The organism is Arthrobacter sp. AD-310 (assembly GCF_054656615.1).
Window position 1 is genome coordinate 93,635 of record NZ_BAAHNO010000007.1, and the last position, 26,312, is coordinate 119,946.

The window sequence follows — 26,312 nt, forward strand, 5'->3', positions numbered from 1 at the left end:
GCTTGTCCCGCGGCGGCTGAAAATTACCTGGCGGCGCTGTCCATTCATTAAACAGAACTGCCCGGCCGGAGTCTGGTATTTCGACTCCGGCCGGGCAGTCATGCGGTTAGTTCCGGGCAAATGCCTGCTTCAGGAGCACGTCCTGCTCGGCAGCGTGCCGCTTCATGGAACCGGCAGCCGTGGAGGCCGACGCGGGGCGCGACACCAGGCGGATCCGGCGGTCCAGGAGGTCCGGCAGGTTCAGGCCGATGAACGGCCACGGGCCCTGGTTGGCAGGCTCGTCCTGGGCCCAAACGATCTCGGCGTTCGGGTACTTGGCGAGCTCCGCAGCGATCTCGGCATGCGGCAGCGGGTAGAGCTGCTCCACGCGGACGATTGCCGTGGTCTTGTCGCCGGTCTTCTGCCGGGTTGACAGGAGATCGTAGTACAGCCGGCCGGAGACCAGCAGGACGCGCTCGACGGCGTTGGCATCCAGCTGCTCATGCTCGCCGATGACGGGGCGGAACGAGCCGTTGGTGAAGTCCTCGACGGACGACGCGGCGGCCTTGAGGCGCAGGAGCTGCTTGGGCGTGAAGATGACAAGCGGCTTCCGCGGCCGGCTGTACGCCTGGCGGCGCAGCAGGTGGAAGTGCGAGGCCGCCGTCGTGGGGTTGGCCACGATGATGTTCTCTTCAGCGCACAGCTGCAGGAACCGCTCGATCCTCGCGGAGGAGTGGTCCGGGCCCTGGCCCTCGTATCCGTGCGGCAGCATCAGCACCAGCGACGAGCGCTGGCCCCACTTCTGCTCGGCGGAGGAGATGAATTCGTCGATGATGGTCTGGGCACCGTTGACGAAGTCACCGAACTGCGCCTCCCACAGGACCAGGGCGTCCGGCCGCTCCACGGAGTAGCCGTATTCGAAGCCCATAGCTGCGTATTCGGACAACAGGGAGTCGTAGATCCACAGCTTGGCCTGGTTCTCGGAAAGGTTACCCAGGGGCAGCCATTCCTGGCCGTTGGCGCGGTCGTGGAAGACGGCGTGGCGCTGCACGAAGGTGCCGCGGCGGGAGTCCTGGCCGGCCAGGCGCACGGGGACGCCTTCCATGATGAGGGAGCCGAACGCCGCGATCTCGCCGAAGCCCCAGTCGATGCCGCCTTCGCGGGACATCTGCTCGCGCTTTTCGAGGAGCTGCTTGAGCTTGGCGTGGATCGTGAAGCCCTCGGGGACCTCGATGTGCGCCTTGCCGATGCGGGCCAGGGTCTCTGCCGAAATGGCGGTGGATACCGGGGCGTTGTTGCCGGAATCGGACTGCTGGGAGATCGGCCGCTCGATGTCGGAGACAGCAGCGGAATCGGCGGTGACGATCGGGATGGGCGAGGTCTGCGCGGCGTGCGTCTCGGCGAAGACGCGCTCCAGGCGTTCCTGGTAGTCGCGCAGCAGCTGCTCGGCTTCTTCCTCGGTGATGTCACCACGGCCGATCAGGGACTCGGTGTACAGCTTGCGGACGGACCGCTTGGCTTCGATGAGGTTGTACATCAGCGGCTGGGTCATCGAAGGGTCATCGCCCTCGTTGTGGCCGCGGCGGCGGTAGCAGACCATGTCGATGACAACGTCCTTGTGGAACCGCTGGCGGAACTCGTAAGCGAGCTGGCCGATGCGGACCACGGCTTCGGGATCGTCACCGTTCACGTGGAACACGGGTGCCTGGATCATCTTGGCAACGTCCGTGGAGTACGTGGAGGAACGCGAGGATGACGGCGCCGTAGTGAAGCCGACCTGGTTGTTCACCACGATGTGGATGGTGCCACCGGTGCGGTAGCCCCGCAGCTGGGACAGGTTGAGGGTTTCGGCTACCACGCCCTGGCCGGCGAAAGCGGCGTCGCCGTGCACCACGATGGGCAGCACGGGGAACGATTCGCCCTGGTCCAGCCGGTCCTGCTTGGCGCGGACGATGCCCTCGAGCACCGGATCGACGGCTTCGAGGTGGGACGGGTTGGCAGCCAGGTAGACCTTGGTCTCCTTGCCGTTGTCCGAGGTGAAGGTACCCTCGGTGCCCAGGTGGTACTTCACGTCGCCGGAGCCCTGGACCGAGCGGGGATCCTGGGTGCCTTCGAACTCGCGGAACACCTGTGCGTAGGTCTTGCCGGCGATATTGGTGAGCACGTTGAGGCGGCCGCGGTGGGCCATGCCGATGGCAACTTCGTCCAGGCCGTCGTCGGCGGCGTCGGACATGATGGCGTCCAGCAGCGGAATCAGCGACTCGCCGCCTTCGAGGGAGAAGCGCTTCTGGCCAACGAACTTGGTCTGCAGGAAGGTTTCGAAGGCTTCCGCGGCGTTCAGCTTGGAGACAATGCGGAGCTGCTCTTCACGGCTTGGCTTGGAGTAGGGGTGCTCCAGCTGGTCCTGGAACCACTTGCGCTCGGCGGGTTCCTGGATGTGCATGTATTCGATGCCGGTCGTGCGGCAGTAGGCGTCGCGCAGCACGCCCAGGATGTCGCGGAACTTGAGCATCGGCTTGCCACCGAAACCGCCGGTGGGCCATTCGCGGTCCAGGTCCCACAGCGTCAGCCCGTAGGTCAGCACGTCCAGGTCAGGGTGCTTGCGCTGGACGTATTCCAGCGGATCGGTGTCCGCCATGAGGTGTCCGCGGACCCGGTAGGAGTGGATCAGCTGCTGGATCCGGGCGACCTTGTTGATCTCGTCGGCGGGGTCGACCTGCTTGTCGGCGCTCCAGCGTACCGGCTCGTAGGGGATGCGGAGGGCTTCGAAGATTTCGTCGTAGAAGTTCTGTGCGCCCAGCAGGAGGGAGTGGACCAGCTTCAGGAACTCGCCGCTGCCGGCTCCCTGGATGACGCGGTGGTCGTACGTCGACGTGAGGGTGAGGACCTTGCTGATGGCGTTCTGCGCGATGATCTTCTCGCTGGCGCCCTGGAATTCAGCGGGGTAGTCAAGTGCACCGACACCGATGATGGCGGCCTGGCCCTTGGAGAGGCGCGGAACCGAATGGACGGTGCCGATGCCGCCCGGGTTGGTCAGGGAAACAGTGGTTCCCTGGTGGTCCTCCGGAGTGAGCTTGCCGTTGCGGGCACGCTTGATGAGGTCCTCGTAGGTGTGCCAGAACTCTGCAAAGTTGAGGGTTTCGGCCTTCTTGATGTTGGGGACCATCAGCAGGCGGGTGCCGTCGGGCTTCGGCATGTCGATGGCGATGCCGAAGTTGACGTGTGCCGGCTGGACCGCGACAGGCTTGCCGTCCACTTCGTCGTAGTACACGTTCATGGACGGGAACTGGGAGAGGGCGCGGATCACGGCGTAGCCGATGAGGTGCGTGAAGGAAACCTTGCCGCCGCGGGCGCGGGCGAGGTTGGAGTTGATGACCACGCGGTTGTCGATCAGCAGCTTGGCCGGGATGGCGCGCACGCTGGTGGCGGTGGGCACCTCAAGGCTGGTGACCATGTTGGTGGCAATCGCCTTGGCGGGTCCGCGGAGGACGGAAACGACGTCTTCCTCCGGCGCGGAGGGGGCCTTGATGTTCTTGGGCAGCTGGGCCGGGATCGGCTGGGATCCGGTAGCGGCTTCGGTCTTCTTGCCGCCGTCCCTGGCAACAGTGGCAGGGGCCTTCTTGACGGGGGCCGGTGCCGCCGGTGCCGGTGCGGCGGCGGGAGCGGCCGGCGCTGCCGCCGGCGACGGTGCCGGAGCCGCTGGGGCAGCCGCATTCACGACGGGGATCTCCCTGGTGGGAGGGTTGGCTGCGGCATGTCCCGAACTTCCGTTGGAAGAAGAACTGCTGCCCGAGTCGAACGATTCGAACAGCGGCCACCACTTGGCATCCACAGCGTTCTTGTCCTGCTGGTACTGCTCGTACAGTTCGTCAACGAGCCACTCGTTTCCGCCAAATTCCTCTGGTAGACGGTGGCTTGGCTGCTCTGGCACTTGAAATACGCCTCTTCCATGAGTTTGATTTCTCTCCGGCCCCCCGGTGCTTCAGCACTACGTTCGAACCAGTCTCTGCGTCCTCTGAACCCAGACCTTTGCAAGTCTAGTAACCCGGATGTGGTAACTGCCAATAAGGGTGACCCAAATCATGAAGTGACGTTTGCGGGGCCGAATATGGCGGATGGAAGCGAGCCGAAACCGGGCATGCGGGTATTGCATTCCGGCCGCGGGCAGGGCAATGGAGGCCGGGGCTGCACGGCCCTGCTCCTGTAGACTGAAATCCTTATGGACAGTAAATCCAGGTGCCGGCCTGGGGGCTGTCAGCGGCGCAGGAACATCAGCGCCGCGCAGCCAACCCGCAAAGCCGGCAAACCCCGAACACGCGCCCATCACCTGGCGCCGGCACGTCCGGCAGCGGCATCCCCGGACAGGGCGTCGGCTTCCGCCGACCACCCTCCGCCGGACAGATTCCTTGACGTCCTTCTCCCCGGTGCCCGTGGCGTTCAGCGTCCGGTACAGGCGGGATGCTGAATGGAGTGGCTCCTCCTCGCAGCAGGCCTGCTGCTGATTGCCGGTACCGGCTTCTTTGTTGCTGTTGAATTTTCCCTGATTGCCCTGGACCAGCCCACCGTCCAGCGCGCGGTGGACGATGGTGACGCCGGTGCGGTGCCCTTGCTCAAATGCCTTAAGTCATTATCCACGCAGCTCTCCAGCTGCCAGCTCGGCATTACGCTTACCACCCTCCTCACGGGCTACGTCATGGAGCCCTCGGTGGGGCAGTTGCTCGAAGTGCCGCTTGCCGCCGTCGGACTTCCCGACGTCGCGGTGGCGTCCATCTCCCTGGTCCTGGCGATGGTGCTTGCCACGCTGCTCTCCATGCTCCTGGGAGAGCTGGTGCCAAAGAACATGGCGATCGCACTGGCCTTCCCCGTGGGCAGGGCCCTCGCCCGGCCCCAGCTGATCTTTACCGCTGTGTTCAAGCCGGCCATCGTGCTGCTGAACGGTTTCTCCAACAAAGTCCTCCACGTGTTCGGCCTGGAGGCCAAAGAAGAGATTTCCGGTGCGCGCACCCCTGCCGAGCTGGCCTCGCTGGTCCGCCGTTCGGCGGCGATGGGAACGCTCGACGCCGGCACTGCCAACTTCATCGCCCGCACCTTGAATTTTTCGACCAGGACGGCGGCTGATGTGATGACCCCGCGTATCCGCGTGGAAACCATCGACGCGGAGCAGCCGGTCGCGGACGTCGTGGCAGCGGCCCGCCGGACCGGGTACTCCCGTTTCCCCGTCATCGGCGACTCGGCCGACGACATCCGGGGCCTGGTCCACGTCAAGAAGGCGGTGGCCGTGCCGTGGGAGCGCCGGCAGAACCTGGAAGCAGGCGCCATTATGACGGAGGTCCTGCGGGTTCCCGAGACCATCCACTTGGACGCCCTCCTGGCTGAGCTCCGCGAAGGAAACCTGCAACTCGCCGTAGTTTTGGACGAGTACGGCGGCACCGCCGGCATCGCAACGCTGGAGGACCTTGTGGAGGAGATCGTTGGCGAAGTCGCCGATGAGCACGACAAGGTCCGCCCCGGCCTGCTTCAGAGCGCCTCCGGCGACTGGTACTTCCCGGGGCTGCTGCGCCCCGACGAGCTGTCCGAACAGATTCCCGGCCTCAGCGTTCCGGACGAGGCAGCCTACGAAACGGTGGGCGGCTACGTCATGAGCAAACTCGGCCGGATCGGCGCCGTGGGGGACACCGTGCCCGTGGGCGGCGGAACGCTGAGCGTCACGCGCATGGACGGCCGCCGGATCGACCGGATCTGTTTCCGGCCCGCCCGGCATGGGTCCGACGCCGGGACGACCGGCGGGGCAGCGGAACAGAACGACAGGATTGAAAAGTGAGCGACTGGGCCGGAATCCTGTGGCTGGGCGTCCTCCTGTTGGGAAACGCGTTCTTTGTGGGCGCCGAATTCGCCGTTATGTCCGCGCGGCGCAGCCAGATCGAGCCGCTCGCCGAGGCCGGCTCCAAACCTGCGCAGACCACACTGAAAGCGATGGAAAACGTCTCGCTCATGCTGGCCTGCGCCCAGCTGGGCATCACCGTCTGCTCGCTGCTGATCCTGCTCGTGGCGGAGCCTTCGATCCACCATCTGCTGGCGGCCCCGCTGGAGACGGTCGGACTGCCGGTCGAGGTGGCGGACGTTGCCGCGTTCGCGGTGGCGCTCATGCTGGTGACGTTCCTGCATGTGACATTTGGCGAGATGGTCCCGAAGAACATCTCGGTATCCGTCGCGGACAAAGCGGCGCTGCTGCTGGCACCTCCGCTGGTGTTTATTTCCCGGCTGGTCAACCCCGTGATCTTCGCCCTCAACTGGTCCGCGAACCATATCCTCAAGCTGCTGCGGATCGAGCCCAAGGACGAAGTCAATTCGTCCTTCACCCTGGAAGAGGTGCAGTCCATCGTGCAGGAATCCACCCGGCATGGTTTGGTGGACGACGACGCCGGGCTGATTACGGGCGCCCTGGAGTTCTCCGAGTACACGGCGGCGGACATCATGGTCCCGCTGGACAAGCTCGTTATGCTCAAGGCGGCGACCACGCCGGTGGAGTTCGAGAAGGCCGTCAGCCGCACGGGCTTCTCCAGGTTCCCGATGCTCGACGAGGACGACATGCTGTACGGCTACCTTCACGTGAAGGACGTCCTGTCCATACCGGAACCGGCGTATGAGCTTCCCATCGCCGAGAGCAGGATCCGATCGCTGGCCAACCTAGCCCTGGACGACGAGATCGAGAAGGCCATGTCGGTCATGCAGCGCACCGGCTCGCACCTTGCCAGGGTTATCGGCAAGGACGGGAAGACCCAGGGCGTCTTGTTCCTCGAGGACGTCATTGAACAGCTTGTGGGGGAGATCCGCGACGCAACCCAGGCGACCGGAATCCGCAGGCTGGGGCATCCGAACGGGAGCTGAGCCGGCTCCGTTCCCCGGCCGCGGCCGGGGGAATGATGCCGGGATAGCCATACCTAAATAGGAATGATTCCTATTTAGGTATAAGCTTTGGACAGTCGTTTTCCCTCCCCAATGATCCGAGGTTTCCCGTGCGCCCTCCCGTCGCCCGCTCGTCCGCCGCTGCCCTTGCAGGCCTTGGCCTCCTGCTCACCGCCTGCAGCCCTCAGGCGCAGCAGGCCCCGGAAGCCGCCGATGGCATCAACATCGTGGCATCAACCAATGTGTACGGCGATATCGCCAAGGCCATCGGCGGGGACAAGGTCAACGTCACGGCCATCATCACCAAGACCAGCCAGGACCCCCACTCCTACGAGGCCACGGCCCAGGACCGGCTCGCGGTATCCAAAGCAGACCTCGTCATCGAAAACGGCGGCGGCTACGACGACTTCATCCACACGCTGGCCGAGGACAGCAACCTCGGGGGCAAGGTGCTGAACGCCGTCGAGCTGTCCGGGCTGGCGCATCCGGAAGAAGAAGCCTCCGCGGAAGCCACGGAGCCGGCTGCCGGAAGCGGAGACGCGCACGACCACGGCGAACTCAACGAACACGTCTGGTACAGCCTGCATGCCATGGAAGAATTCGCCGGTGACATCTCGGCCAAGCTTGCAGAGCTGGACCCCGCATCTGCCCGGACATTCGAGGACAACGCCGCCTCCTTCACGGCAAGCCTTGAGGAACTGGACGAAAAGCTGGAGGCGTTGCGAGGCACGGCCGCCGGTGCTCCCGTGGCCGTAACGGAACCTGTTCCGCTGTACCTGCTCGAGGACGCCGGCCTGGTTAACGCCACTCCCGAGGACTACACTGCTGCGATCGAGGAAGATTCGGATGTCCCGCCGGCGGTGCTGAAGGCAGCAACCGATCTCGTGTCATCCAAGTCGGTCCGCCTGCTGGCGTACAACCAGCAGACCGAGGGCCCGCAGACTCAAGCGTTGAAGAAAGCAGCGGAAGCTGCCGGGGTTCCGGTGGTGGACTTCAACGAAACGCTGCCCGAGGGCAAGACGTACCTGCAGTGGATGGCGGAGAATGTGGACAACATCAGCAAAGTTCTGGAGAGCAACTAGTTGAAACCCGTCGTCAGCCTCACCGGGGCGTCCCTGGCCTTCGGCAAACGGGCGCTGTGGGAGGACCTTGACCTGGAGATCAAGCCGGGCGAGTTCTTCGCTGTGCTTGGTCCCAACGGAAGCGGCAAAACGAGCTTCCTGAAAGTCCTCCTCGGCCTGCAGGAACTGAGCTCCGGACGCGCCGGCCTGGGCGGCAGGCCGGTCGAGCGCGGCAGCAGGCTGATCGGCTACATCCCGCAGCAGAAGTCCTTCGCCCCTGACACCCCCATGCGGGCCAGGGACCTGGTGGGACTTGGAATGGACGGCCACCGGTGGGGGCTGCGGCTGTCCTCCGCCAAAGCCAACCGCCGCATCGACGAACTTTTGGAGCTGGTTGGCGCCGGCGATTATGCAAAGGTGCCTGTCGGCCAGCTGTCCGGCGGCGAGCAGCAGCGGCTCAGGGTGGCGCAGGCGCTGGCCTCGGATCCCCAGGTCCTGCTCTGTGACGAACCCCTGCTGTCCCTTGACCTGCACCACCAGCAGGCGGTGAGTGCCCTGATCAACAAGCAATGCCGCGAACGGAACAGTGCCGTCGTATTCGTCACCCACGAAATCAACCCGATCATCGATTATGTGGACCGGGTGCTGTACCTCGCAGGCGGCCGGTTCAAGGTGGGAACACCGGAAGAGGTCATGACCACGGAAGTGCTTTCAGACCTTTATGGCAGCCACGTGGAAGTCATCCACGCCAATGGCAGGATCGTGGTGGTTGGCCTTCCGGACGCCACCACCCACCACCATGCCGAGCCCCATGCCCTGGCGGGGGAGGCAGCCTGATGGACGCGGGAAGCATCCTCGGTGCAATCTTCAACTTCGAAAACTACGGCGAACTGCTGGTCCTGGTGCAGAACTCCATCTGGGCCGGTGCAGTCCTGGGCCTTTTGGGCGGCCTCGTGGGCACCTTTGTGATGAAGCGCGACCTTGCCTTCGCCGTCCACGGCATTTCCGAACTGTCCTTCGCCGGCGCAGCCTTCGCCCTGCTGATCGGCGCCGACATCGTGTTCGGATCCCTCGTCGGATCGGTAGCGGCCGCACTGCTCCTGGCGCTCATGGGCGTCAGGGCCAGGGACAAAAACTCGATCATCGGCGTCATCATGCCGTTCGGGCTGGGCCTGGGAATCCTGTTCCTGTCCCTGTACGAAGGCCGGGCCGCCAACAAATTCGGGCTGCTCACCGGCCAGATCGTGTCCGTGGACACCGTCCAGCTCCAGGCCCTGGCCGGAACGGCGTTCGTGGTGATGGTGGCGCTGGTCGCCATCTGGCGGCCGCTCACTTTCGCCTCCGTCGACCCGGAGCTCGCCGAGGCCCGGGGCGTTCCCGTGCGCGGCCTGGGCATCCTTTTCATGGTCCTGCTGGGCATCAGCGTGGCCCTGTCCATCCAGGTGGTGGGGGCGCTGCTGGTGCTTGCCCTGCTCATTACACCGGCCGCTGCGGCGCTGCGGGTGACGTCGTCGCCGGTGGCGGTGGTGGTGCTCAGTGTGGTGTTCGCCGTAATCGCGACAGTGGGCGGCATCCTGCTGGCCCTCGGCGGCCGGATTCCGATCAGCCCCTACGTCACCACGCTGTCTTTCCTGATTTACGTGGTGTGCCGGGTGGTGGGCTCCGTCCGGGCCCGCAAGGGAATCAACGGGCGGGTCCTGCAGCCGCAGTAGCTACAGCTGGCCTGCAGCCCTGAGCGCCGTGCAATCCGGGCAGAGGCCGAAGATCTCCACCGTGTGGGCCACCTCTGTATACCCGTGTTCGGCGGCGGTGCGTGCCGCCCAGGTTTCGACCGCAGGTGCCTCCACCTCCACAGCCTTGCCGCAGTTGCGGCACAGCAGGTGGTGGTGGTGTCCGGTGACGGCGCAGCGCCGGTACACCGCTTCCCCTTCGCCGTTGCGGAGCACGTCCACCAGTCCCTCGTCCGCCAGTGACTGGAGGATGCGGTAGGCGGTAGCGAGCGAGACCGAGACACCCTGGTTCTGCAGGATGCGGTACAGCTCCTGTGTGCTGACGAAATCGCTCAGTTCATCGAGGGCGGCGCTGACGGCCCGGCGCTGTTTCGTGACGCGCTGTTCCTTGCCGCCCGTCGTCGGGGAGGGCGTGGTGGATTCAGCCTTGGCGCCGAGCGGCATGAATGAACTCGCTTCCGTGGGGGTGGTGGCAAACATACAGATTACCAGCCGGGCTTCGTGGACAGCGTTCCGCGGCTGACCCTAGGCTGGCGCTATGAAGCTGACGAAATACACCCACGCCTGCGTGCGCCTCGAGAAGGACAGCCGGGTGCTGGTCCTTGATCCCGGCAATTTCTCGGAGACGGAGCAGGCACTGGCAGGAGCGGAAGCTGTCCTGGTCACCCACGAGCATGCTGACCACATCGACGTGGACGCCGTTGTTGAAGCCCTTCGCACCAACAATGACCTGGCCATCCATGCGCCCGCCGGCGTGGCAGGCCTGCTGCGCGAAAAAGCTCCGGACGCCGCCGCCAGGGTGCACACAGTTGAACCGGGAAAGTCCCTCGACGTCGCGGGCTTCGCGGTGCGCAGCTTCGGCGGCCAGCACGCCCTGATCCATCCGCAGATCCCGGTCGTGGCAAACATCGGCTACCTCATCGACGGGAACGTGTACCACCCGGGCGACTCGTTCGTCATTCCCGACGGCATCAGCGTCAAAACCCTCCTGGTCCCGCTGCACGCGCCCTGGAGCAAGTCCGCGGAGGTGGTCGACTTCGTCATCGGTGTGCGGGCACCCCGGGCATTCCAGATCCATGACGGCCTCCTCAACGAGAACGGGCTCAAGGTGGTTGAAGGCCACGTCAAGAGGATCGGGGCCAAGTACGGCACCGAGTACGCCCACCTGGCCGCAGGCGAGTCGGTGGAGGTCTAGGCTGTCCCGGGGTTCCAGAGGCCGGTATCGAAGAACTGCCGGATCGCTTCTTCGTGTGGCCGGGGATCCAGTCCCTGCTCCGCCAGCCACCCGGGGTTGTAGTAGTTGCCGGCATAGCGCTCGCCGCCGTCGCACATGAGCGTGACGATGCTGCCCCGCCTGCCTTCGGCGATCATCTCCGCCACGACCTGCCAAACGCCCCAGAGATTGGTGCCGGTTGAGGGTCCGGCGTGGAGGCCGGCCAGGACGTGCAGGTGCCGCATCGCGGCCACCGACGCGGCGTCCGGCACCTGGACCATGCGGTCAATCACGGACGGCACGAAGCTCGGTTCCATCCTGGGCCGGCCGATGCCTTCGATCCGCGACGGCAGGCCCGCCGGCGGTCCGGCGGTGCCGCCGCGCCACCCGGGGTAGAAGGCCGAGTTTTCCGGGTCCACTACCAGCAGACGGGTGGGATGGCTGTGGTAGCGCAGGTACCGGCCTATCGTGGCGCTGGTCCCGCCTGTTCCGGCCCCCACCACAATCCAGTCCGGTACCGGATGCTCCTCGAGCTGAAGCTGGCCGAAAATCGACTCCGCGATGTTGTTGTTGCCCCGCCAGTCGGTAGCCCGTTCGGCGTACGTGAACTGGTCCATGTAATGCCCGTTGCAGGTGGCTGCCACCTCTTCCGCGGCCGGATAGACATCCGAGGCATGGTCCACCAGCAGGCATGAGCCGCCGAACTGTTCGATCAGGGCGATCTTTTCGGGGCTGGTACTGCGGGCCATAACGGCAATGAACGGCAGGCCCAGCAGTTGCGCGAAGTAGGCCTCGGATACCGCTGTGCTGCCGCTGGACGCTTCCACGATGGTGGTGTCCGCACGGATCCAGCCGTTGACCAGGCCGAAGAGGAACAGGGAGCGTGCCAGCCGGTGCTTGAGGCTGCCGGAGCGGTGGGTGGACTCATCCTTGAGGTAAAGCTGGACACCCCAGTGTTCGGGCAGGGGCACGGCATACAGGTGGGTGTCGGCCGACCTGGTGTTTTCTGCCCTGATCCTGCGGATGGCCTGGTCTGCCCAATCCCGGTCGGACCATGACCGCCCTGCCCAGTCGGCACTGCCGCCGTTCCGGTTGCCGCTCTCCGCGTTTATCACCGGTCCAGCCTACCTGCGGCGGAACAGGCGCGGGCCTAGAGTGGAATCCGTCGGTTTTCCACCCAAAGGAGCGCAATGAATCCCCTGATGGATGTGACCACGCTGCATGCGCGGCTGAACCAGGGCCGGCGCACCGTGCTGCTGGATGTGCGCTGGGCCCTGGGCGACCCGCACGGGCACGCGCACTACCTCGCCGGGCACCTGCCCGGCGCCGTCTTTGTGGACCTGGCCACCGAACTGGCTGCCCCGGCGGTTCCCAAACGGGGACGGCACCCGCTACCGTCCGTGGCCGACTTCCAGGCCGCAGCGAGACGGTGGGGCATCAATGACGGCGACGTTGTGGTCGCCTACGATGACACTGCCAACATGGCCGCGGCCAGGGCGTGGTGGATGCTGCGCAACGCGGGCGTCGCTGAGTCCTACCTGCTCGATGGCGGCCTGGCCGCCTGGCGTGCCGCGGGTTTCCCGGTGGACACGGGGGCGGTCACGGTGGCGCCGGGGAACGTCACCCTGGCGGAGGGAAACATGCCCGTGATCGACGCCTGGGCTGCCGCCGGCTGGCCGGATTCGGGGCTCCTCCTCGACGCCCGCGCGGGGGAGCGGTACCGCGGGGAGGTGGAACCCGTGGACCCCCGGGCCGGCCACATCCCGGGTGCTGTCAGCGCGCCGACGTCGGAGAACGTGGACTCGGAAGGGCGCTTCCTGCCGGCCGACGAGCTGCGCCGCAGGTTCGCGTCGCTTGGCGCCCGGGACGGTTCCCCCGTCGCGGTGTACTGCGGATCCGGCGTCACCGCCGCCCATCAGGTGGCGGCACTTGAAGTGGCGGGTTTCCGTGCGGCTTTGTATCCGGGGTCCTTCTCCGAGTGGTCGAACCAGCCGGAGCTGGCGGTGGCGACAGGGCCCGTGCCGGGTGCGTCATCCGGCCCGGCTGGCAACCTGGTGCACGGCGAAGGTAGCGTCGCACTATGACACCAGGACGTCCCGTACCGCCGCCCCTTGCCACGCCCGTTCCTCCCGTTCCGGAGGATGCGGTTCTCGCCGCCGCCTACGGTGCGGTCGCTCCTGACAGCGGCCTTGTGCCGCTGACCGTCGCCCGGCGCTTCCCCAAGCAGGACGACGTCGAAATCGCCATCGAGTTCTGCGGGCTGTGCCATTCGGACGTGCACGCGGCCCGGGGCGAGTGGGGCGGCCAGACCTATCCGCTGGTACCGGGCCATGAAATCGTGGGAACGGTCACCCGCGTCGGCTCCGGGGTCACTGACTTCAGTGTGGGCGAGCGGGTGGGGGTCGGCTGCATGGTGGACTCCTGCCGCGAGTGCGAAAGCTGCCTGGACGGCCTGGAACAGTACTGCGAGAAGGGAATCGTCGGCACCTACGGTGCCAGGGACCCCCGCAACGGGGACAGCATCACGCAGGGCGGCTATTCCTCGTCCATCGTGGTGGATCGCCGCTACGTCGTCCGCGTACCGGATTCACTGGACCCGGCCGCCGTCGCGCCGCTGCTGTGTGCCGGCATCACCACGTTCTCGCCGCTTCGGCACTTCGGCGTGGAAGAAGGCGATGTGGTGGGCGTCGTCGGCCTCGGCGGGCTCGGACACATGGCGGTCAAGCTGGCCAAGGCCATGGGCGCAAGAGTAGTGGTCTTTACCACGTCCGAGTCCAAGGTCCCGGCCGCCCTGGAACTGGGCGCGGATGACGTGGTCCTGTCCCGGGACGAGGACGCCATGGCCGCGGCGGACCGCACCATCGACGTCATCATCGATACCGTGGCAGCCCCCCACGACCTCAACCCGCTGTTCCGCACCCTCCGCGTCGACGGCGCCCTGTTCCAGCTGGGCCTGCCCGCTGACGCCATGCCCCCCGTCAACCCGCGGGCCCTGATCCGGCGCCGGCTCGCCTACGCCGGCTCCCTCATCGGCGGGATCGCCGAGACGCAGGAGATGCTGGACTTCTGCGCAGAGCATGGTGTGGTATCCGACATTGAAGTGGTGGGTGCCGGCGGCTTGAATGAAGCCTACGACCGGATGGTCGCAGGAGATGTGAAATACAGGTTCGTGCTGGATACCAGCACCCTGCAGGCACCCGCCAAGGAGGCAGACGCATGAGCACGCTCTTTACCAGGATCCTCAAGGGGGAGATCCCCGGCCGTTTTGTGTGGCGGGAGGACGACGTGTCCGCCTTCCTCACCACCGGGCCCCTGGCCGACGGCCACACCCTTGTGGTACCCACCGAGGAAGTGGACCGCTGGACCGACGCAAAGCCGGAAACATTGGCCCGCGTCATGGAAGTTGCACGCCGGATTGGTGCTGTCCAGGTGGACCTCTTCGACGCGGAGCGGGCCGGCCTGATTGTTGCCGGCTACGAGATCAACCATATGCACGTGCATGTATGGCCTTCCCGGAGCATGGCCGAGTTTAATTTTGCGAACGCGGACCAGAACCCGGATCCGAAGGTCCTGGACGCCAACGCGGAGAAGCTCCGGCAGGGCCTGCGCGACGCCGGCTGGGGCGAGTTCGTCCCTGAGACCTGACGGCGGCGCCGCGCCGGGCCGTCAGGCCCGGTCCGGTGTCATCGCCACCATTCCGGCGTAGGTGAAACCTCCGCCGAACCCGAAAAGCAGCGCCGGGACGTTGGCAGGGATCCTGCCGCTGTGCCACCATTTGCTCAGGCCAAGCGGCACGCTGGCCGCCGAGGTGTTCCCCGATTCGACAACATCGGTGACGACGATCCGGTCCGACATGCCCAGGGCGTCCGCGAGCGGTTCAATGATGCGCAGGTTGGCCTGGTGGGCGGCGAGGACCTGGATGTCGTCAAGGGTGAGTCCGGCGCGGGCCACAGTTTCCCGTGCCCGTTCCGGCGCCCGGGTAAGTGCCCAGCGCAGCACTTCGCGGCCGTTCTGCGAGAACCTGCCCGAGGGCGGGGAGATCCGGACAGCGTCAGCCATCCCGATCTCGGATCCCCACACCACCGGGCCGATCCGCGGCGTTGGGGACGGGCAGACGATGGCGGCCCCCGCACCGTCCGCGGTGAGCACCGCCGTCGCGCGGTCCGTCCAGTCGGTTACCGCTGAGAGGGTTTCCGCGCCCACCACGACCGCATTGGTCGCGCTGCCGCTGCGGATGGCCTGGTCGGCGACACCGAGGGCGTACTCGAAGCCGGAGCACGCGGTGTTGACGTCCATGATGGCCGGGCCGCGCCCGTCGCGTCCCAGGTCCAGTGCGGCCGCCACTCGGCCGGCGGTGTTGGGTGAACGTTCGGCGGCTGTGGTGGTGGCCACCACCACGAGGTCGATGTCAGTGGCCGCGACCCCCGAGTCGGCCAGCGCCATCCGGGCGGCAGGAACCGCGAGGTCCACCACCGTCTCGCCCTCCGCGGCGATGCGCCGGGTGACGATGCCGGTCCGCTGCCGGATCCATTCGTCGCTGGTGTCCATCATGCCTTCGAGTTCATGGTTGTCCATGACGCGCAGCGGCTGGGCATGCCCGAGGCCGGCAATGCGGGTGCCGGCCGGTCCGTGGGCAAGCGAAATCTCCATGGTTTCCTCTCGTGGTGGGGTCCGCTACGCGGGGGCCAGTGCCTTGTTAAGCACGGTGCGGATGCGCTTCTCCGAGACCGAGTATGCGGTTCCGAGCTCGACGGCGAAAAGGCTCACCCGTAGTTCCTCGATCATCCAGCGCACTTGGGTTAACTCCCGGCCAGCGCGCCTGCCGGGCAGCAGCGCCGAAACGGCATCGTCATAGTCGTCCTCAAGCCGCTGCACCGCTGCCATGTTCAGTGCGTCCCGCTGGACGTTGCCGGGCAGCCGTTCCAGCCGCTTCTCGATGGCGGCAAGGTACCGGGGCAGCTGGCTCAGCTGGGCGTAGCCGGTGCGTGCTACAAAGCCGGGGTAGACAAGCTGCTCCAGCTGGCTCTTGATGTCGTTGAGTGCACTGATGAGTGCCAGGCTTGTGCTGCCCTTCAGCTGTTTTTCGATGCGCCGGGTGGAGGCGAGGATCCGTTCCACGACCGCTGTCACGCTGAAGACGGTATCGATGAGCTCGGCCCGCACTACTTCGTACAGTTCATCGAAGGACTTCCGGTCCCAGGGGAGCTCGGCGGGGGTGAGCTTGTCGATTGCGGCCAGGGCGCAGTCGGCGATCAGGGCGGACACCGAGCCGTGCGGGTTCTGGCTGAACGTCAGCTTTTCGGTGTTGCTCAGGTGCTCCAGGACGTAGCGGTCAGGAGCGGGGACGCGCAGCGCCAGCAACCTGATCACACCGCCGCGCATGGCCTCCAGTTGCTCGTCCGGGGTCTGGAAGACCCGCAGCGCCACGGATGTTCCCTGGTCCACCAGCGCTGGGTAGCCGGTGACCGTATGCCCCTTAACCATGCTGCTGACCTGGCGCTCGATGGTGCCGAAGCTCCATTCCGTAAGGCCGTCCCGCTCCACGAAGCCGCCGGCGGCCGCGGCGCCCGGCACCTGGCCGGACGTCGCCGCTGCGGAGGCGCCGCCGTCGTGCTGTGCTCTTGCAGCCGCGGAACCCTTGGCGGAACCTTTCGCAGGGCCGGCCGTGGCAGGGGTGGCGCCCAGCGACTCAGCTATGGCCCGGCGCGTGGCGGGGGCCAGCTTCTCCTGCAGCGCCGCGAGGTCCTTGCCCTCGTCCAGGACCTTGCCCGCGCTGTCCACCACTTTGAAGCTGACGCGCAGGTGCGGGGGAACGGCGTCCCAGTTCCAGGAACCGGGCGGGATGATGGCGCCTCGAATGCGCCGGAGGGCCAGTTCCAGGGAGGGCTCAAGCTCGTCCGTCGCCGGATCAAAATCCGACTCAAGGACGGCGACGGCCTGCCGCGCCACGTCAGGGGCCGGCACGAAGTTCTTCCTTACCTGCTTGGGCAGCGACTTGATCAGGGCGGTCACGAGTTCCACACGCTGCCCGGGGATCAGCCACCGGAACGGAGCGTCGTCGAGCTGGTTGAGGAACAGCACCGGCACCTCCGCCGTCACACCGTCCGAGGGGTTGGGCTGGGATCCGGGCGCGACGGGGTGGAATTCGTAGCTCAGCGGCAGTTCGAAACCCTTGTGCAGCCAGGTCCTGGGATATGCCGATTCATCCAGGTCATCGGCGTCGTCGCTGAGGAGGAGGGACTTGTCATAGTCCAGGAGGTCCGGGTTCTGCCGCCGGGCGTCCTTCCACCACTTGTCGAAGTGCCGCTCGGACACGACGTCCGGGCCGATCCGCGCGTCGTAGAACTCGAACAGGGTTTCGTCATCCACCAGGAGGTCCCGGCGGCGCATGCGGGCCTCCAGCTCCTCCACTTCCTGCAGGAGTGCGCGGTTGCGGTGGAAGAACTTGTGGTGGGTCCGCCAGTCGCCCTCCACCAGGGCGTGCCGGATGAAGAGTTCGCGGGCGACGACGGGGTCCACCCTGCCGTAGTTGATGCGTCGCTGGGCGATGATGGGCACGCCGTACAGGGTGACCTTCTCGTAGGCCATAACGGCTCCCTGGCGGGTGGACCAGTGCGGTTCGCTGTAGCTGCGCTTCACCAGGTCCGGCGCCACCTGCTCGGCCCAGGCGGGATCGAATTTTGCTGCCACGCGGGCCCAGAGCCGGCTGGTTTCCACCAGCTCGGCGGCCATCACGAACGTCGGGGATTTCTTGAAGAGGGCCGAACCCGGGAAGATCGCGAAGCGGCTGCCGCGCGCGCCGGCGTACTCGCGCTTGCGTTCGTCAAGGATGCCGATGTGGCTGAGGAGGCCCGAGAGCAGGCTGATGTGGACACCGTCGTGGTTGCCCACGGGGTCGGCCAGGCGCTTGTTGTCCAGGGTGATGCCCAGCGGCCGGGCCAGCTGGCGCAGCTGGGTGAACAGGTCCTGCCATTCCCTGACCCGCAAATAGTTGATGAATTCGGCGCGGCACAGGCGCCGGAACGCTGACGAGGACAGCTCCTGCTGCTTCTCCTGCAGGTAGTTCCACAGGTTCAGGTAACCGGTGAAATCCGAGTTCTCGTCCTTGAACCGGTTGTGCTTCTCGGCTGCCAGCTGCTGCTTGTCCGTAGGGCGCTCCCGGGGGTCCTGGATGGTAAGCGCGGCGGCGAGGATCATGACTTCGCGGACGCAGTTGCGCTTCCCGGCTTCCACGATCATCCGGCCCAACCGGGGATCAACCGGGAGCTGCGCAAGCTTTTGCCCGACGGCGGTGAGGCCGCCGCCGTTGCGTCCGTCACCGTTGCCTGCCTTGGGCGCTGCCAGGGCGCCGAGCTCGCGGAGCAGCGTGACGCCGTCGTTGATTGCCCGTGTCTCCGGCGGCTCGACAAACGGGAAATCCTCCACGTCCTTGGGGCCGCGGGCCACGCCCATGGCCGTCATCTGCAGGATAACGGCGGCGAGGTTCGTGCGAAGGATTTCGGGGTCGGTGAACTGCGGGCGGGACTCGAAGTCCTCTTCCGAGTAGAGCCGGATGGCGATGCCGTCCGAAACGCGCCCGCAGCGTCCGGAACGCTGGTTGGCGGAAGCCTGGGACACGCGCTCAATGGGCAGCCGCTGGACCTTGGTCCGATGCGAGTACCGGGAGATCCGGGCGGTACCGGTGTCGATGACGTACTTGATGCCGGGGACAGTGAGCGATGTTTCCGCCACGTTGGTGGCGAGGACAATGCGGCGCTTGTTGCCCGGGTGGAACACCTTGTGCTGTTCCTGCAGGCTCAGGCGCGCGAACAGGGGGAGTACTTCGGTGCCGGCCAGCCTGCGGTTGGACTGGATCCGTGCCTGCAGCGCGTCCGCCGCATCCCGGATTTCACGCTCGCCGGAGAAGAACACCAGGATGTCGCCCGGTGCCTCCTGTGCCAGTTCATCGACGGCGTCGCACACGGCGTCCAGCGGATCGCGGTCCTCCTCAAGCTCGTCATCGGAGGCTTCCTCGTCGTCTGCTTTGGGCTGGGACAGGGGGCGGTACCGGATCTCCACCGGATACGTCCGGCCGGAGACCTCGATGATGGGCGCGGGTTGGTCCGGCGTGCCGAAGTGGTTCGCGAACCGCTCGGGGTCGATCGTGGCCGACGTGATGATGACTTTCAGGTCCGGCCGTTGGGGGAGGATCCGCTTCAGGTAGCCGAGGATGAAGTCGATGTTAAGGCTGCGCTCATGGGCCTCGTCGATGATGATGGCGTTGTATTTGCGCAGCAGCTTGTCGCGCTGGATCTCGGCCAGCAGGATGCCGTCGGTCATCAGCTTGACCTTGGTTTCCTTGCTGACCTCGCCGGTGAAGCGGACCTGGAAGCCCACCTCCTGGCCGATTTCCACGCCGAGCTCCTCGGCAATACGCTCGGCCACCGTCCGGGCCGCGAGGCGCCTCGGCTGGGTGTGGCCGATGAGCCCCTTCTCGCCGAGCCCGAGTTCGAGGCACATTTTCGGGATCTGGGTGGTCTTCCCCGAGCCGGTCTCGCCGGCGATGATTGTCACCTGGTTCGCGGCGATAGCCGCCATCAGGTCCTCGCGGCGCTCGGAAACCGGCAGCTCGGCGGGATAGGAGATATGAAGAGTCATGGCTGCAGACAGTCTACTGCGGCGGGGCCGGCACCCCCGGGTTCGACTGCCTGCGGCGGTCCTCTCAGGCTGGCAGACGCTAGAAGATGCGGAGCATGTAACTGGTGCTGGGGAGGTCCAGCGCGGACCAGTCTTCGTGGGAAGCAACGGGCGGTGTGTGTCCGCGGCCGTCGCGGAGGAGGGCAGCCACGGTGGCCGCGGCGAGGAGGAGGAGCAGGATCACGATGATGGTTGCGAAGATTTCCATGCCTCCATGCTTCTCCGGCGGCGGGACATCCAACAGTGGCAGAAATGCCCAAAAAGCTAAAATTTCTGCCACACTGGAGGCATGCTGAAAACAGTGGCTGTCATCGTGGTCCCCAACTTCTCGATCTTTGAATTCGGAACCGCCTGTGAGGTTTTCGGGATTGACCGGTCAAGCCGCGGAACCGGTGTCCCTGCCTTCGATTTCCGGGTCTGCACGCCGGCACCGGGTAATGTCCGGATGAAGAACGGGCTGTCGATGAATGTCAGCCTGGGGCTTGAGGCAACGAATGATGCCGACCTGGTGATACTGGCTCCCTTCGGAAGGGACCAGGAGTTGCCGGAGAATGTGCTGGAAGCTCTGCGGTGCGCCGATGCACGCGGGGCCTGGGTCATGTCAATCTGTTCGGGAGCCTTCGGCCTTGCCCGGGCTGGCCTTCTCAACGGCCGCCGGTGCACCACGCACTGGCACTACTCCAACGACCTCGCTGAGGCCTATCCCGAGGTCCAGGTGGATGAGAACGTCCTGTACGTCCAGGACGGGAACATCATCTCCTCCGCGGGGACAGCGGCGGGCATTGACGCGTGCCTGCACCTGGTGCGGGTTGAACTGGGTGCACACGTCGCCGCTGCCATTGCCCGGGACATGGTGGTTCCGCCCCACCGTGATGGCGGGCAGGCCCAGTTCATCGACCGTCCCATGCCCACCTGCGGTTCCGCGCCCATGGAGGAACTGTTGCGGTGGATGGTGCAGAACCTGGACCGGGAACATTCCGTCAACGACCTCGCAGCCCGGGTGCACATGTCTCCCCGCACGTTTGCCCGGCGGTTCCGGTCAGAAACAGGCGCCACACCCGCAGCGTGGCTTAATTCACAGCGGGTGCTTCGGGCGCAGGAACTTCTGGAATCCACCGACCTGAACATTGACGAGGTGGCCCGGGAATCGGGCTTTGGACACCCGGTCCTGCTGCGGCACCACTTTGCCAAGGTTTTGGACACAAGCCCGCAGTCCTACCGCAGGGCGTTCCGTGGCCAGCTGGAAAGCGTCGTTTAGCCCACCCGGTGGAGCAGTGGGCCTTACTGCTGCTCCCCGGATTCCTGGTGCGCCCCGGTTTCCTGTGACGCTGCGCGGGTGCGGTCCACCAGGACACGCCATGGCCCCGTCACCGCCCGTTCCGGCAGCGCTGCCCGCCGCTCCCCGGCGCGGATCGAGTAGATGAAGCGGTCGGGCTGGTTGCCGGCAAATTCTGCTGCCGCTGCCCGGGGGGTCCTTGGTACCGCATCCCACGGGCACGCCTCCACAATGGGTTGCCACTGGTTTAACGCGGCTTTGGACCGGGCGTCCACGGTCCAAAGCCGCGTCATGGCGGCTATTCCGCCGGTGCGTTCCACGCTGATCTTCATGGCCAGGTCCCTGGGCTTCCCTCCAGCCTGGCGGTGTGAAGTCCGTTGACCAGGCATCCCCTACAGCTTGACCTTCACAGTTTCCCACGCGTTCCGGACGGCGTCATGTTCTTTCGAACCGGATCCGAAGAGCTCCTCGGCGCTCGCAGCCGTGGCCCTGGCGAAGACGCTGAAAGTTGCTGTGGTGGGAAGGGATCCCCCAATCAGGGTTTCGTACCAGATGCGGCCGGGGGAGTCCCAGGCATTTCCGCCGAGCGCCTCCGCCACCAGGTAGAAGGCGCGGTTGGGGATGCCGGAGTTGATGTGGACGCCGCCGTTATCGGCGCTGGTACGGACATATGAGTCCATGGAGTCCGGCTGGGGATCCTTGCCCAGCACGTCGTCGTCGTACGCCGTGCCCGGAGCCTTCATGGACCGCAGGGCGCTGCCTTCCACTTCCGCGGTGAAGAGTCCTTCGCCGATGAGCCAGCTGGCTTCGGCGGTGGACTGGTTCTTGACGTACTGTTCCACCAGGGCGCCAAAAACGTCGGACATCGATTCATTCAGGGCACCCGCCTGGTTCCGGTAGGCGAGAGCCGCGGAGTACTGGGTGACGCCATGGGCGAGTTCGTGCCCGATTACGCTCAGAGATGCCGTGAAGCGTTCGAAGACCTCGCCGTCGCCATCGCCAAACACCATTTGGGTGCCGTCCCAGAACGCATTGTCGTAAAGGTTTCCGAAGTGAACTGTGGCGTCCAGCTGCAGACCCTGCCCGTCAATGGAGTTCCTGCCGAAAACATCGGCGTAGAGGCGGTGGGTGTGCCCCAGTCCGTCGTAGGCTTCATCAGCGGCCGTGTCTCCGGTGGCCGGATCGCCTTCCTTGCGCACGAGCTTTCCGGGAAGGGATTCGGCACCCCCTGCGTCGTAAATGGAGCGCTTGGGAGGTTCGGGTTTCACTTGCCGTGCACCGGAAAGGACGTCCGGCATGGCCTGGGTCCTGGACGCCTGGACCGACCCGACGTGGCCGAGTGCCTCCCTGGCAGCCCTTGCTGCGGCAGAAAACTCCGGAGCATCCTGCCTGGCGAGCCGCCGCAGCAGGTATGGCGGGACGATGGAACAGAACTGAACGTGCATGACATACCCCCTCAACTAGGTGGATTCAGGCTACGAGGAGGCACTGACAATCGGTTGGAGGCGCACGAGGCGCCAGTCGCGCGGGTACTTGTGCAGCAGAGTACGACGGCGGTCCGGGGCGGTCTCGGGGAACTTCGCCCCGGGCGCTCCAAGGCTTGCAAGGGAGGAACCGGCAGCAACCGCATCCTAGGGCTGCGTTCCGGGCGGAACTCAAAATGTCAGTGCCTCCACTGATGATGTTGCTATGGGAATTAGCACGGCGGGGACGGGGATGGAGGCTATCTGTGCCACCGTTGCTGCTCTCGCCGCGCTTGATGCCGAGGACGCTGCTCTCGCATCTGCCGGTGCTTCGGCTGTGGCCGGGGACGGGGTTGATGTGCTGCAGCGGGCGTACGAGATCCGTCTCGAACGCCTGGGCGTGACAAAGAAATTGCAGGCCCAGCTTTCGGCGCTTCAGGCGCGGGACGCGTCCGGGGCCATGGACCTGCAGCACGCGATGATCCCGCCGGACGCGCCCCTGCACGAGCGGACCTATACCGAGATGTCGACGGTGGAGGAGATCGCCGGGATCCTGACCATCAGTTCCGGGGCCGCGTCCGCGTTCGTAACCCAGTCCCGCCAGGTCTGTGCGCTGCCGCGGGTGGTGGATGCCCTGTCGGCTGGGACCCTGTCCTGGCAGCAGGCACGGATTTTCGCTGACGAAACCGAGGCCCTGGACCAGCCTGCTGCGGCCGCTTTGGTGGAGCATTTCCTTGACGCGGACGCGCCCAACCCCGCCCGTGGCTGCCCGGCATCGGAGCTGGTGCCCGCCCGGCTGCGGGCAAAGGTGCGGGGCTGGCGGGAACGCCACCACCCCGAATCGATCGAACAACGCCACCGCAAGTCCGCGGCGGACCGGCGGGTGGAGTACACCCCGGACCGGGACGGGATGGCCTGGATCTCCGCCTACCTGCGCGCCGACCAGGCGCTGGCGATCAGCAACGGCCTCACTGCCACCGCCAGGACGCTGCAGGGACCCAACGAACCCCGCACCCTCACCCAGCTAAAAACCGACGTCTTCGCTGCAAGGCTCCTTTCAAACCGGACAGCCACCGCTTTGGACCCAACCGCCGCCGGCAGCATCCCGACCCATGAGCTGGACGATGTGATCGGGCTGGCCACCTTCGGAGGCTCCGACGAACCCACAGCAGGGTTCAACAGCTTCGATGCCGCCCCACATGACAGTGACCGTCCGGGGCTGGCTGAACCGGTCTTGAGCGGAACCTCCACGGACCCGGATGCCGGCAGGGTCCCCAGGCCCCGCGCCGAGGTTCTTGTCACCGTCCCGGTGTTCGCGCTCCTTGGCCTCACGGACGAGCCCGCAGAACTCGACGGCTACGGACCCATCCCGGCCTCGATGGCCCGTGAACTCCTCGCCGGCGGCGCCGAATCCTTCCGTAGAGTCCTGCTTGACCCCCGCGACGGGACGCCTCTGGAGATTGGCCGCACCAGTTACCGCCTCGCCAAAGCGATGAAAAGGACGTTGCAGCTGCGGGACGGCAAATGCGTCTTTCCCGGCTGCAGCAACAACTCCCTCGACAACGACACCGACCACCTCACAGCCTGGCAGCACGGCGGAACCACCGGCATCAGCAACCTGGCACAACTCTGCCCTCGGCACCACCGTTTGAAACACAACAGCAGGTGGCAACCCACCGCCGCGACCAAGGACGAACCACCCGGCTGGACCTCACCCACCGGCCGCCACTACACAGCCGAACAACCCGACCGCCAACCACCGAAGTGGCCAGCTGGTATGGGGATGCCGGAGGCGGACCAACCCCGGGCGGGACAGGGTTCAGAAACTGGCGATCCGGACACAGGGTTCGACGCAGGAGCAGCCGCAGCACCCTGGCCCGATCCTGCATGGCCCGATCCTGCGTGGTTCGAATCGGCACCGCCCTATCTGGAGCCTTCAGGCGACGAACCCGAAGATGAAAACCTCATCGACGCCAACGAATTCGAACCCGACGACCCCGTATGGGAAGCCTTCTACGCCAAACCCTTCAACCTGCCACCCGACCCACAACCGGACTGGGCGTCGTTGCCGTCGTAGCCCTTGAGTCGCTGCCGTCGTAAGCCCTCAAGGGCGGTCGGCGAATTCTGCCCGGCGCGTTCGTTCACGCTCGCCGGCAGGGGCAACAAAAAAGCAGCCCGGTCAAATGACCGGGCTGCTTCTCAGATGGTGCCCTCGGTAGGATTCGAACCTACGGCCTTCTGCTCCGGAGGCAGACGCTCTATCCCCTGAGCTACGAGGGCAATCCGGATTTCCTGCCGTTCCCGGCGGGACGTCCTAGAGCTTAGCAGGTAGGTGGCCCACAAGGGAAAACCGCGCCCCGCGCGCCGGAATTAGGAGCGCCTTCGCTCCGTCCACTGCGCTTCCGGCGCCGCTCCGTCTACTGCGCTTCCGGTGCCGCTCCGCATGCGCGGCTCCGGAATCAGTACCCCGCGAACGAGTCCACGTGCACGCGGGCTGCTCCTGCCTTCCGTGCAGCACGGCGCAGTGAGGCAACACTGGCGGGCGAGCCGGAAATGTAGACGATGCGTTTGCCGATATCCGGAACCAGCCCCCTAAGGGCGCCAGCGTCCAGCCGTGAACCGTCCCCCGGAACGGCGGCAAAACCCGACGGCGGCTGTGAGCCGTCCGCCAGCCGCACCAGCACCCGAACACCAGAGGCCCGAAGTTCGTCGGCGTAGGCAACCTCGTCGGTGGTGCGGGCCAGGAGGAGCAGGATGGCGTCGCGCTCCCGCAGCTCGCCCGAGGCCAGATGCGACAGGTACGGGGTGATCCCAATACCGGCGGCAATGAGCAGCACCGGCTTGCCGGGATCGCGGGGAAGCACGAAGTCACCGCCAACAGAGGTGGCAGTCAGCTCATCGCCCGGCTGCAGCCCAAGCAGCACCCTCTTGGCGGCGGACAACGGTTCTGCCGTTCGGACACCGAATTTCACCATACGGTCCGTGGGTGAACCGGTCATGCTGAACACGCGGCGCCGGCCCCTCCCGTCGGACTTGGCATGCGGCAGATCAAGTTCCATGTACTGTCCCGGCAGGAACCGCACGGGCCTGGCCGGCTCGAAGGAGAATTCAGTCGTACTCGGCGTCAGGGGCCTGGTGCCTGCAAAGCGCAGCTTGACGCCGCCGCGCTGGCTCACCAAAAAGGCCAGGAGGTTGCCCAGCAGCAGTGCGGCCTCCGGGGAGTTGGCAATGAATCCCAGGTTGTAGGGCACCGCAAACACCACGCCAACGACGGCGGCCAGCACCAGTTGCTGCCACCGTCGCGGTGGGAGCGTGAGCGGTTCGGTGAGCATAAAGCCCACAAAAAACAGCACCGGGCGTTGCGCAAGTGCTTGGTAGGCGCCCATGCCGGCGGTCATGCCCGCCCGCAGCAGCTCAATAGTGATGATGGACGTGGAAACCAGGGTGAACACGGATGCCATCAGGAACTTGCGCGTCCGGTAAAGCACCAGGAGGATGCCTGGGACCAGCAGCCAAAGCATCGCCGGCGTGGCCGCCCACCATGTGGCGATGTTCAATCCGGTCAACCCCGTGACAAAGGCGCCGAGGGCAGCCGGGTTGAAGATGTGCCGTCCCCGCCACGCCAGCGCATATTTCGACGCAGATGCCAGCACACACGCCAACGCCACACCGGCGACATCCATGATCTGGAAGGAGGGCCAGAAGAGGAAGTACAGCAGCAGCCCGGTGATGAGTGACGACTCGGAGTGCGGGCGTACCCGGAACAGCGCCGCCAGGGCCCGGTTGGAGGCGTAGGTAAGGCCAAGGCACAAGGCCAGGTGCGCAAGCATCGCGGGGATCCCGAACGTCAGCCAGCCGAGCACATTCAGCAGGAGGCTGTACGCGGCAAGGGCGGCAAGGACCACCAGGATGAGGCGGTACATGGTGTACCGGCCCAGCAGGGTATCCAAACGTCCCGCCGTTGAGGACGCGGGACCGGCGGCGGGAGTCCCGGTCTTGCTCATGTGC

Annotated in this window: 20 protein-coding genes and 1 tRNA gene; 11 read left to right on the forward strand and 10 right to left on the reverse strand. The window is 65.9% G+C overall.

Annotated elements, in window-relative coordinates:
- Positions 1 to 106: 106 nt before the first annotated feature.
- Positions 107 to 3,910, reverse strand: coding sequence for a multifunctional oxoglutarate decarboxylase/oxoglutarate dehydrogenase thiamine pyrophosphate-binding subunit/dihydrolipoyllysine-residue succinyltransferase subunit (locus tag ACYQ1Z_RS04555; RefSeq protein WP_459791317.1), 3,804 nt, complete (start codon positions 3,908 to 3,910; stop codon positions 107 to 109).
- A gap of 534 nt (positions 3,911 to 4,444) precedes the next feature.
- Here ACYQ1Z_RS04555 and ACYQ1Z_RS04560 point away from each other — a divergent pair.
- The 5 genes from ACYQ1Z_RS04560 (at position 4,445) to ACYQ1Z_RS04580 (ending at position 9,658) form a co-directional block, all read left to right on the forward strand.
- Positions 4,445 to 5,800 (forward strand): hemolysin family protein, encoded by a 1,356-nt coding sequence (locus tag ACYQ1Z_RS04560; RefSeq protein ID WP_459791318.1) that lies wholly within the window; start codon positions 4,445 to 4,447, stop codon positions 5,798 to 5,800.
- Positions 5,797 to 6,867: a hemolysin family protein gene (locus ACYQ1Z_RS04565; protein WP_459791319.1), complete on the forward strand. Its 1,071-nt coding sequence runs from the start codon at positions 5,797 to 5,799 to the stop codon at positions 6,865 to 6,867. The genes ACYQ1Z_RS04560 and ACYQ1Z_RS04565 overlap by 4 nt, the downstream gene beginning before the upstream one ends.
- Positions 6,868 to 6,995: 128 nt before the next feature.
- A complete protein-coding gene (locus tag ACYQ1Z_RS04570; protein ID WP_459791320.1) occupies positions 6,996 to 7,967 on the forward strand; it encodes a metal ABC transporter solute-binding protein, Zn/Mn family in 972 nt (323 codons plus the stop codon).
- Positions 7,968 to 8,783 carry a metal ABC transporter ATP-binding protein gene (locus tag ACYQ1Z_RS04575; protein ID WP_459791321.1) on the forward strand — a complete coding sequence of 272 codons (816 nt, stop codon included), beginning with the start codon at positions 7,968 to 7,970 and terminating at the stop codon, positions 8,781 to 8,783.
- The gene (locus ACYQ1Z_RS04580) at positions 8,783 to 9,658 is read left to right on the forward strand and encodes a metal ABC transporter permease (protein ID WP_459791322.1); all 876 of its coding nucleotides are present in this window, start codon (positions 8,783 to 8,785) and stop codon (positions 9,656 to 9,658) included. Before ACYQ1Z_RS04575 ends, ACYQ1Z_RS04580 begins: the two co-directional genes overlap by 1 nt.
- Here the strand turns inward: ACYQ1Z_RS04580 and ACYQ1Z_RS04585 are convergent, their stop codons facing one another.
- Positions 9,659 to 10,120 (reverse strand): Fur family transcriptional regulator, encoded by a 462-nt coding sequence (locus tag ACYQ1Z_RS04585; protein ID WP_459791372.1) that lies wholly within the window; start codon positions 10,118 to 10,120, stop codon positions 9,659 to 9,661.
- Between the two features lie 94 nt (positions 10,121 to 10,214).
- On the opposite strand from ACYQ1Z_RS04585, the gene ACYQ1Z_RS04590 reads away from it, so the two are divergent.
- Positions 10,215 to 10,871 (forward strand): MBL fold metallo-hydrolase, encoded by a 657-nt coding sequence (locus ACYQ1Z_RS04590; RefSeq protein ID WP_459791323.1) that lies wholly within the window; start codon positions 10,215 to 10,217, stop codon positions 10,869 to 10,871.
- On the opposite strand, the gene ACYQ1Z_RS04595 is transcribed toward ACYQ1Z_RS04590, so the two are convergent.
- On the reverse strand, positions 10,868 to 11,914 hold the full coding sequence (locus ACYQ1Z_RS04595; RefSeq protein ID WP_459791373.1) for a PLP-dependent cysteine synthase family protein: 1,047 nt from the start codon (positions 11,912 to 11,914) through the stop codon (positions 10,868 to 10,870). The genes ACYQ1Z_RS04590 and ACYQ1Z_RS04595 overlap by 4 nt on opposite strands.
- A 165-nt stretch (positions 11,915 to 12,079) precedes the next feature.
- On the opposite strand from ACYQ1Z_RS04595, the gene ACYQ1Z_RS04600 reads away from it, so the two are divergent.
- Genes ACYQ1Z_RS04600 through ACYQ1Z_RS04610 form a run of 3 tightly spaced genes read left to right on the forward strand, consistent with a single transcriptional unit; the run spans position 12,080 to position 14,534 of the window.
- Entirely contained in the window at positions 12,080 to 12,973 is an 894-nt protein-coding gene (locus ACYQ1Z_RS04600; RefSeq protein ID WP_459791324.1) for a sulfurtransferase, read from the forward strand.
- Positions 12,970 to 14,109: an NAD(P)-dependent alcohol dehydrogenase gene (locus ACYQ1Z_RS04605; RefSeq protein ID WP_459791325.1), complete on the forward strand. Its 1,140-nt coding sequence runs from the start codon at positions 12,970 to 12,972 to the stop codon at positions 14,107 to 14,109. Before ACYQ1Z_RS04600 ends, ACYQ1Z_RS04605 begins: the two co-directional genes overlap by 4 nt.
- On the forward strand, positions 14,106 to 14,534 hold the full coding sequence (locus ACYQ1Z_RS04610) for an HIT family protein (RefSeq protein ID WP_459791326.1): 429 nt from the start codon (positions 14,106 to 14,108) through the stop codon (positions 14,532 to 14,534). The genes ACYQ1Z_RS04605 and ACYQ1Z_RS04610 overlap by 4 nt, the downstream gene beginning before the upstream one ends.
- Before the next feature lie 21 nt (positions 14,535 to 14,555).
- On the opposite strand, the gene ACYQ1Z_RS04615 is transcribed toward ACYQ1Z_RS04610, so the two are convergent.
- The 3 genes from ACYQ1Z_RS04615 to ACYQ1Z_RS04625 form a co-directional block, all read right to left on the reverse strand.
- Complete coding sequence (locus ACYQ1Z_RS04615; protein ID WP_459791327.1) at positions 14,556 to 15,539, reverse strand: beta-ketoacyl-ACP synthase III; 984 nt, start codon at positions 15,537 to 15,539, stop codon at positions 14,556 to 14,558.
- Between the two features lie 24 nt (positions 15,540 to 15,563).
- A complete protein-coding gene (hrpA, locus tag ACYQ1Z_RS04620) occupies positions 15,564 to 19,526 on the reverse strand; it encodes an ATP-dependent RNA helicase HrpA (RefSeq protein ID WP_459791328.1) in 3,963 nt (1,320 codons plus the stop codon).
- A gap of 79 nt (positions 19,527 to 19,605) precedes the next feature.
- Positions 19,606 to 19,773: a hypothetical protein gene (locus tag ACYQ1Z_RS04625; RefSeq protein ID WP_459791329.1), complete on the reverse strand. Its 168-nt coding sequence runs from the start codon at positions 19,771 to 19,773 to the stop codon at positions 19,606 to 19,608.
- 81 nt (positions 19,774 to 19,854) lie between these two features.
- On the opposite strand from ACYQ1Z_RS04625, the gene ACYQ1Z_RS04630 reads away from it, so the two are divergent.
- Positions 19,855 to 20,823 carry a GlxA family transcriptional regulator gene (locus tag ACYQ1Z_RS04630; RefSeq protein WP_459791330.1) on the forward strand — a complete coding sequence of 323 codons (969 nt, stop codon included), beginning with the start codon at positions 19,855 to 19,857 and terminating at the stop codon, positions 20,821 to 20,823.
- A gap of 23 nt (positions 20,824 to 20,846) precedes the next feature.
- Here the strand turns inward: ACYQ1Z_RS04630 and ACYQ1Z_RS04635 are convergent, their stop codons facing one another.
- Positions 20,847 to 21,173, reverse strand: coding sequence for a protealysin inhibitor emfourin (locus tag ACYQ1Z_RS04635; RefSeq protein ID WP_459791331.1), 327 nt, complete (start codon positions 21,171 to 21,173; stop codon positions 20,847 to 20,849).
- Between the two features lie 60 nt (positions 21,174 to 21,233).
- Positions 21,234 to 22,286 (reverse strand): M4 family metallopeptidase, encoded by a 1,053-nt coding sequence (locus ACYQ1Z_RS04640; protein ID WP_459791332.1) that lies wholly within the window; start codon positions 22,284 to 22,286, stop codon positions 21,234 to 21,236.
- 244 nt (positions 22,287 to 22,530) lie between these two features.
- On the opposite strand from ACYQ1Z_RS04640, the gene ACYQ1Z_RS04645 reads away from it, so the two are divergent.
- On the forward strand, positions 22,531 to 24,381 hold the full coding sequence (locus tag ACYQ1Z_RS04645) for an HNH endonuclease signature motif containing protein (protein ID WP_459791333.1): 1,851 nt from the start codon (positions 22,531 to 22,533) through the stop codon (positions 24,379 to 24,381).
- Between the two features lie 127 nt (positions 24,382 to 24,508).
- On the opposite strand, the gene ACYQ1Z_RS04650 is transcribed toward ACYQ1Z_RS04645, so the two are convergent.
- Together ACYQ1Z_RS04650 and ACYQ1Z_RS04655 are read right to left on the reverse strand one after the other, a co-directional pair.
- A tRNA-Arg gene (locus ACYQ1Z_RS04650) sits at positions 24,509 to 24,584 on the reverse strand.
- Between the two features lie 179 nt (positions 24,585 to 24,763).
- On the reverse strand, positions 24,764 to 26,308 hold the full coding sequence (locus ACYQ1Z_RS04655) for a ferredoxin--NADP reductase (RefSeq protein WP_459791334.1): 1,545 nt from the start codon (positions 26,306 to 26,308) through the stop codon (positions 24,764 to 24,766).
- Positions 26,309 to 26,312: the final 4 nt, after the last annotated feature.